This is a genomic window from Paracoccus sp. (in: a-proteobacteria) (assembly GCF_035556475.1).
Taxonomy (GTDB): domain Bacteria; phylum Pseudomonadota; class Alphaproteobacteria; order Rhodobacterales; family Rhodobacteraceae; genus Paracoccus.
The window spans coordinates 1-6773 of record NZ_DATMFA010000055.1 but is presented as its reverse complement, the minus strand read 5'-3'; the positions used below and the strand labels follow the sequence as shown (position 1 = coordinate 6773).

General features: G+C 66.0%; 7 protein-coding genes and 1 pseudogene. All 8 read left to right on the top strand.

The window, feature by feature from the left end; genetic code table 11:
- The coding region (locus VNQ78_RS07375; RefSeq protein WP_325688204.1) for a copper resistance D family protein at nt 1–975 on the top strand (975 nt) is incomplete at its 5' end.
- Nucleotides 976–1134: 159 nt separating this feature from the next.
- Entirely contained in the window at nt 1135–2463 is a 1329-nt protein-coding gene (locus tag VNQ78_RS07370; protein ID WP_325688202.1) for an LLM class flavin-dependent oxidoreductase, read from the top strand.
- 15 nt (nt 2464–2478) lie between these two features.
- The gene (locus VNQ78_RS07365; RefSeq protein ID WP_325688200.1) at nt 2479–3450 is read left to right on the top strand and encodes an ABC transporter substrate-binding protein; all 972 of its coding nucleotides are present in this window, start codon (nt 2479–2481) and stop codon (nt 3448–3450) included.
- The gene (locus tag VNQ78_RS07360; RefSeq protein WP_325688198.1) at nt 3450–4334 is read left to right on the top strand and encodes an ABC transporter permease subunit; all 885 of its coding nucleotides are present in this window, start codon (nt 3450–3452) and stop codon (nt 4332–4334) included. Before VNQ78_RS07365 ends, VNQ78_RS07360 begins: the two co-directional genes overlap by 1 nt.
- Complete coding sequence (locus VNQ78_RS07355; RefSeq protein WP_325688196.1) at nt 4307–5044, top strand: ABC transporter ATP-binding protein; 738 nt, start codon at nt 4307–4309, stop codon at nt 5042–5044. Before VNQ78_RS07360 ends, VNQ78_RS07355 begins: the two co-directional genes overlap by 28 nt.
- 117 nt (nt 5045–5161) lie before the next feature.
- Nucleotides 5162–5683, top strand: coding sequence for a cupin domain-containing protein (locus VNQ78_RS07350; RefSeq protein ID WP_325688194.1), 522 nt, complete (start codon nt 5162–5164; stop codon nt 5681–5683).
- Nucleotides 5684–5695: 12 nt separating this feature from the next.
- Nucleotides 5696–6013, top strand: coding sequence for a rhodanese-like domain-containing protein (locus tag VNQ78_RS07345; protein WP_325688192.1), 318 nt, complete (start codon nt 5696–5698; stop codon nt 6011–6013).
- Nucleotides 6014–6296: 283 nt separating this feature from the next.
- Nucleotides 6297–6611: pseudogene (locus VNQ78_RS21595) on the top strand (transposase); the annotation flags it as partial.
- Nucleotides 6612–6773 lie beyond the last annotated feature (162 nt).

The following is a 6773-nucleotide window of genomic DNA, read 5'->3' as shown; positions in this document are numbered from 1 at the left end:
GGACTGGACCTGCTTGCCCTTTCGCCCGATGCGCTGCTTATTACTGCCCCGTGGCGCGAGGCGGTTGCGGGGGTGCCGGGCCTTGCCCTCGCGGCAACGGCCGCTGCCTTGGTGGTCGCGTTATGGCCGGGTCGCCTTGCGGCCATCCTTTCGCTGGGACTGGCGGGGCTTGCTGCCGCGATCTCTGGTCATGCCGCGACCGCACCACCGCAATGGCTGATGCGGCCTGCGGTTGCGGTCCATGTCATTTCCGCTGCCTTGTGGATCGGGGCCTTGGCGCCGCTGCTGGTCGATCTGGCGCGTGGCGGGCAGGGCGCGCTTGCGCGGTTCTCGCGGCGGGTGCCCTGGGTTCTCGCGCTGCTTCTGGGATCGGGCGTGGCGATCGCGCTGGTGCAGCTGGGCGACCTCGCGGCGCTCTGGGATACCGATTACGGGCGTGTTCTGATGGTCAAGCTGGCGCTGGTCGCGCTGCTGCTGGCGCTGGCCGGCGTGAACCGGCTATGGCTGACCCCGCGCGCCGAATGGGGCGAGGCGCGTCCGCTGCGCCGGGCCGTCCGGGTCGAAATCCTGATGGTCCTGCCAATCCTCGGGGCGGTCGCCTTGTGGCAGTTTACGCCGCCCCCGCGCAGCCTGCCGCCCGGCCCCCGCGTGGAGGTCCAGCAGATACAAAAGGGCGCAGTCGCCGCCCGGATCGAGGTCTCGCCACCCCGCGCCGGCATGGTCGCCCTGCGGCTGACCGGGCTGACTGTGGACGGCGCGCCGGTAGATGCCCGCCCTGTCGAGGTTGAGCTTTCCAAGCCTGCCTATGGCCTTGGCCCGTTTCGCCATCAGGCCACGGCCCAGGACGGCAGCGTCGATGCCGGGCGCTTCCTGCTGCCGCTCGACGGCTTCTGGGTGCTGCGGCTGAAAGTTCTTGTCAGCGATTTCCACGCCGAGGAACTGACCGACCTGATCGAGATCGCTCCGGCCCGCTGAGGGTACGGGGATATTGCTTCCCCTTTGCGGCCTCCGACGGTGCCATTCTTCTCTCGCCGGGGTGATCTTTGGAATTCATCCGGGTACGAGATGGGCGTTATCTGGGCATCGAATAAACACGGCAAAAATCATCGTGATTTGCAGTGAAAGGAAAGCCGGATGAGTGCGCGTCAGTTGAAACTTGGCTTCATGATGCATGGCAACGGGACGGGCTGGGGCGATTGGCGCCATCCGCGCGCCCATCCCGGCGCCTCGACCGATTTTGCCTATTACAAGCGGCAGGCGATCGAGGCCGAGGCGGCGAAGCTCGATTTCCTGTTCGTTGCGGACAGCGTCCATATCACCCCGAAATCGAGCCCGCATTACCTGAACCGCTTCGAGCCGCTGACGATCCTGTCGGCCCTTGCCGCCGTGACAGATCGCATCGGCCTCGTCGGCACACTGACCGTCAGCTATGCCGAGCCGTTCAACGTCGCGCGGCAGTTCGGCTCGCTCGACCATATCTCGGGCGGTAGGGCAGGCTGGAACGTGGTGACGAGCTGGCTCGAAGGATCGGCCCGCAACTATTCCCGCGACAAGCATTATGACCACGCCACCCGCTACCGCCTCGCCACCGAGCATCTGGACGTTGTGCAAGGTCTCTGGGATTCGTGGGAGGACGACTCGCTCAGCCATGACAAGGCCAGCGGAGAATTTTTCGACGCCACCAAGCTGCACAAGCTGGATCATCGCGGGCAGTTCTTCCAGGTCGAGGGGCCGCTGAACCTGTCCCGCTCGCCCCAGGGCCAGCCGGTGATCTTCCAGGCGGGCGCTTCCGAGGATGGCAGGAATTTCGCCGCCGCCCGGTCGGATGCGATCTTTGTCCAGAATGACGACCTCGCCTCGGCCAAGCTTTACTATGCCGATGTCAAGCGCCGCGCGGCGGGCTTCGGGCGCGACCCGGACGACCTCTTCGTGCTGCCGGGCCTGCGCCCCGTCATCGGCTCGACCGAGGAGGAGGCCGAGCGCAAGTATCAGGAATTCATCGCCCTGACGTCGATCGAGGATGCGCTGCTGATCATGGCGCGCTCGTTCAACGAACACGACTTCTCGCAATACGACCTCGACGCGCCATTCCCCGATGTCGGGCGCTTTGCCGAGAATTCGAACCGCTCGACCTCCGAGCGGGTGATCCGGCTGGCTCGCGAGGGGAACCTGACCCTGCGCCAAACCGCGCAGCGCTTCGCCACCCCCCGCACCGATTTCGTGGGTACGCCAGAGCAGGTCGCGGATGCGTTCCAGCGCTGGTTCCTTGAGCCTGCCGCCGACGGGTTCGTCTACAACAACTCTCTGCCCGACGAGTTTTCGGTCTTTGCCGAGACGGTGATCCCGATCTTGCAGGATCGCGACCTGTTCCGCCGGGACTACGAAGGCACAACCTTCCGCGACTCGCTTGGCCTATCCAAGCCCGAAAATCGCCATGCCACGCGCCGCGTCGCGGCCGAGTGAGCGAAAGGATACCCGATGAGCAAGATCACACGCCGCACCCTTGCCGGCCTTGTCGCCGCCACGACCCTCTCGATCGCGCTGCCCGGCTGGGCGCAGGACTTGTCGGGCGTCACCCTGCGGATCGGCGATCAGGTCGGAGAGCAGCGCGCCCGGCTCGACGCCGCGGGCCTGCTGGACGATCTGCCCTACAAGATCGAATGGTCGGTCTATCCGGCGGCGGTCAACCTGCATGAGGCGCTGAAGGCCGGTGCCATCGACGTCGGCATGTCCGCCGACAGCCCCGCTGTCAGCGCGATCGCGGGCGGCTCGAAGATCAAGATCGCCGCGGCCTTCAACAATGGCGGGCTTGGCACCTCGATCATCGTGCCGAAGGACAGCCCGATCAAGACGCTGGCGGACCTGAAGGGCAAGACCATCTCGCCCACCACGCGGGGCAGCGTCGCGCATTACCTGACCATCGGGACGCTGAAACAGGCGGGGATCGCGCAGTCCGATGTGAAGCTCGCTTTCCTGACGCCCGCCGACGCCTCGGCCGCGTTCCAGTCGGAATCGATCGATGCCTGGGCGATCTGGGGCATCTACAAGGCGCGCAGCACCGGCGTCCTTGGCGCGCGCGAGCTGTTCGACGGGCAGGGTGTCAATACCGGCAACGCCGTCTATGCCGTGACCGAGCCGACACTGGCCGATCCCGCCAAGCTGAAGGCGCTTCAGGACTATCTGGCGCGGATCGACAAGAGCTATCAATGGTCGCGCGAGAACAAGGAAGCCTATCTGACCTTCTACGAGGGCTTCAGCAAGCAGGACCGCGCCACAGTCGAGCCGCTCTTTGCCGAGCAGACCGCCTATGAGCCGGTCGCGATCGACGACAGCTTCGTCGCCGGGCTGCAGAAGGTCTTCGACACCTGGGTCGAGGCGGGTGTCCTGACCGGATCGCTGGATCTTGGCGAGCATGTCTATCGCGACCTGCCCCAACTGGCGCTGAACTGATGAGCGTCACCGAAATCGCCCGCGGCTATTCGCCCCCGCGCGAGGCAGAGAGCGCGGCCGGCTCATCGGGGCCGGCCCGCGCCGATCTGGTCCGCCTGACACCTGCCGCAGCCAGGGCCGGCCGTGTGCCACGCTGGCTGCGCCGGGCGACCGGGCCGGTGGTTCTGGTCCTCCTGTGGCATCTTGCCTCGATCACCGGGTTGCTGCCCTCCGAGGTGCTGGCCGGGCCGGGGACGGTGCTTGCCAGCGCGGCGAAGCTGATCGAAAACGGAGAGCTTCAGGCGGCCATCGTCGTCTCGATGCAGCGCGCGATGTCGGGGCTTGCCATCGGTGGCAGCATTGGGGTCGCCCTCGCGGTGATCTCGGGCCTGACCCGGCTGGGCGAGGATCTGGTGGACGCGCCGATGCAGATGCTGCGCACGGTGCCGAATGTCGCGCTGATCCCCTTGCTGATCATCTGGTTCGGCATCGGCGAGGCGCCGAAGATCGCGCTGATCGCGCTGGCCACCGCCTTTCCCCTCTATCTCAACGTCTATGCCGGCATCCGCGGCGTCGACCAGTCGCTGATCGAGGCCGGGCGGACGCTGGGACTGGGGCGCTGGGGGCTGGTGCGTCATGTCATCCTGCCCGGCGCGCTGCCCAATGCCCTGGTCGGCCTGCGCTATTCGCTGGGCATTGCCTGGCTCGCGCTGGTCTTTGGCGAGCAGATCAACGCCACGGCGGGTGTGGGCTATCTGATGGCCAATGCGCGCGAATTCTTCCAGACCGACGTGATCGTCGTCTGCCTTGTGGTCTATGCCATCCTCGGCCTCGCGGTCGATCTGGTGGTGCGCATCCTTGAAAGGATCTTCCTCGCATGGCGACCCAGCTTCACCGGCGCCTGAACGCGCCCGCGGCCGTCGCGGTCCGGGGCCTTTCCCGCAGCTTCGGCGACAGGCGGGTGATCGACAATCTCGACCTGACCATCCGGCCGGGGGAATTTGTCGCCCTGCTCGGCGCGTCCGGCTGCGGCAAGTCGACCCTGCTACGCATCCTCGGCGACCTCGATCCCGAATTCTCGGGCGAGGTGACGGTGCCCGAACGCCGGGCCATCGCCTTTCAGGCGCCGCGGCTGATGCCGTGGAAACGGGTCTGGCTCAACGTGACGCTGGGCCTGCCGGGGCGCCCCGACCGCGCCCGCGCGCAGGAGGCGCTGGAGGAGGTCGGCATCGGTCACCGCGCCGATCAATGGCCCAAGGTGCTGTCCGGGGGCGAAGCGCAGCGCGCGTCGCTGGCCCGTGCGCTTGTGCGCGAGCCGGACCTGCTGTTGCTTGATGAGCCTTTCGCCGCGCTGGACGCGCTGACCCGCCTCAAGGCGCAGGCGCTGGTGGCCGAGCTTTGGCTGCGGCATGGCTGCGCGGTCCTGCTGGTGACGCATGATGTCGAGGAAGCCGTCCTGCTCGCCGACCGCGTGCTGGTGATGAAGGACGGGATCATCGCCCATCACGAGGAGATCGACCTGCCGCGCCCGCGCGACGTGGCCGATCCCCGCTTCGCCCGCATCCGTGGCGAGCTGCTGGACTGGCTGGGCGTACGGCAGGGCGCGCCGCATTAGCGCAGGGCGCGCTTGCCAGAGGCCCGTCGCAAGACCTTAATCAAGGCCCATAGACGCGCCGCGCGTCCGTGCCAATGGACTGTCGCGGTTCCCCGAGACCGCCGGAAGGAGAGGGAAATGCCCCACGATCACGGCCATGACGGCCACGACCACCATCACCACGATCATGACGAGGTCCCGCGCTGGAAACATGACGGCGTCCGGGTCATCAAGGGCGATCAGCTTGACGACAATACCGCCCAGACCCCCGGCATGTATCGGCAGGCCGCGATCAACCATGCCCGCGTCGGCGCGCAGAAGATCTGGGCCGGGACCGTCGCGATCCAGCCCGACGCCAAGACCGGCGTGCATCATCACGGTCCTCTGGAAAGCGTGATCTATGTGGTGCGCGGCAAGGCTCGTCTGCGCTGGGGAGAGCGGCTGGAATTCGTGGCCGAGGCCGGGCCGGGCGATTTCATCTATGTGCCTCCCTATGTCCCGCATCAGGAGATCAACGCCGACCCCGACCAGGTGCTGGAATGCGTCCTCGTGCGCTCGGACAACGAAGCGGTCGTCGTGAACATTACCGACGTCGATCCGATCGAGCCACCTGAATCCGTCTACTGGGTGGATCCCATCCATTCCGCCCCGAAATCCTGAAGGAGAGATACCATGTCGAATACCCGCATCACCGCCGCCGAACTGCCCGCCGACCTTTCCGGCACCGATCTGCTGATCGACGTGCGCGCACCCAAGGGTCGCGCCGAGAACGGAGAGATCGCCGGCGCGGTCATCTTGCCGAAGCTTCTGGTCTCTGATGTCTTTTCCGGCGCCTTCGCCTCGGTCCCCAAGGACGCGCGGATCGTGGTCTTCTGCGGCTCGGTCAACGGCTCCGGCCCCGTGGTCGAGACCCTGACCGGCCTTGGCTTCACCAATGTCGTCGACGTCGACGGAGGCTACGCCGCCCTGAAAGAACGCGGCATCGCCTGAATTCCGCCTCGCGCGGAGGGAGTGAGGCTGGGGTTCAGTGCAGAGGCAATTTGCGGCGGCGTTGGTGGTGGAGACCAACGCCGTTGCCATAGCACAAAATTGTCTGCTGGCTGAGCACCCAAGTTTTCATCTAAGAACGCCTCCAGCTGACAATAGATTAGCAACTCGGCGATTATGACGGGATGCTCCGTAACTTCCGCACTGCTATTGCTGATTGCAAAGCAGGTAGTTGGGCCTTCGACCTGCGCCCTTGAGGTCCGGTGCGATTGCGTGCGGCCAGACGATGCCGGCCAGCACAATGGTCGGGATGCCACGTGTCTCTGCGCAGCGAGCGACCGACCTCACAGGGGACCTTGCCAAAGAGGCGTTGTCCGTCCAGCGCGCCTTTGGCCGCGTTGACCAGATTGGCGCAGCCCAGCAGATCGTCGAAATCCAGATGCGCCCGGCCTTTATTGCTGGTTTGACCGGCCTCGGAGACCGCAAGAGCATACAGCCCATGGCGGCGCGCGTAGATGGGCTCAGCAACGCCCGTTCGCATCATTTCATTGGTGCAAGCCTGTGGGACAGCACACCGTTGGAAGCGACCTTGTGGAGCCAAACCGACGCATTGTCGCGTTTCTCCTCCGCTGTATCATGGAACCGTGCCGGCGGGCTTCCTGCCCGCGACCGGCACGCTCGCCCATCTGCGGTTTCCCGACCATGCCAGGATCGAGACCGGCGTGCGTCCCGGCGACACGATCAGCCCGTGGTATGATCCGAT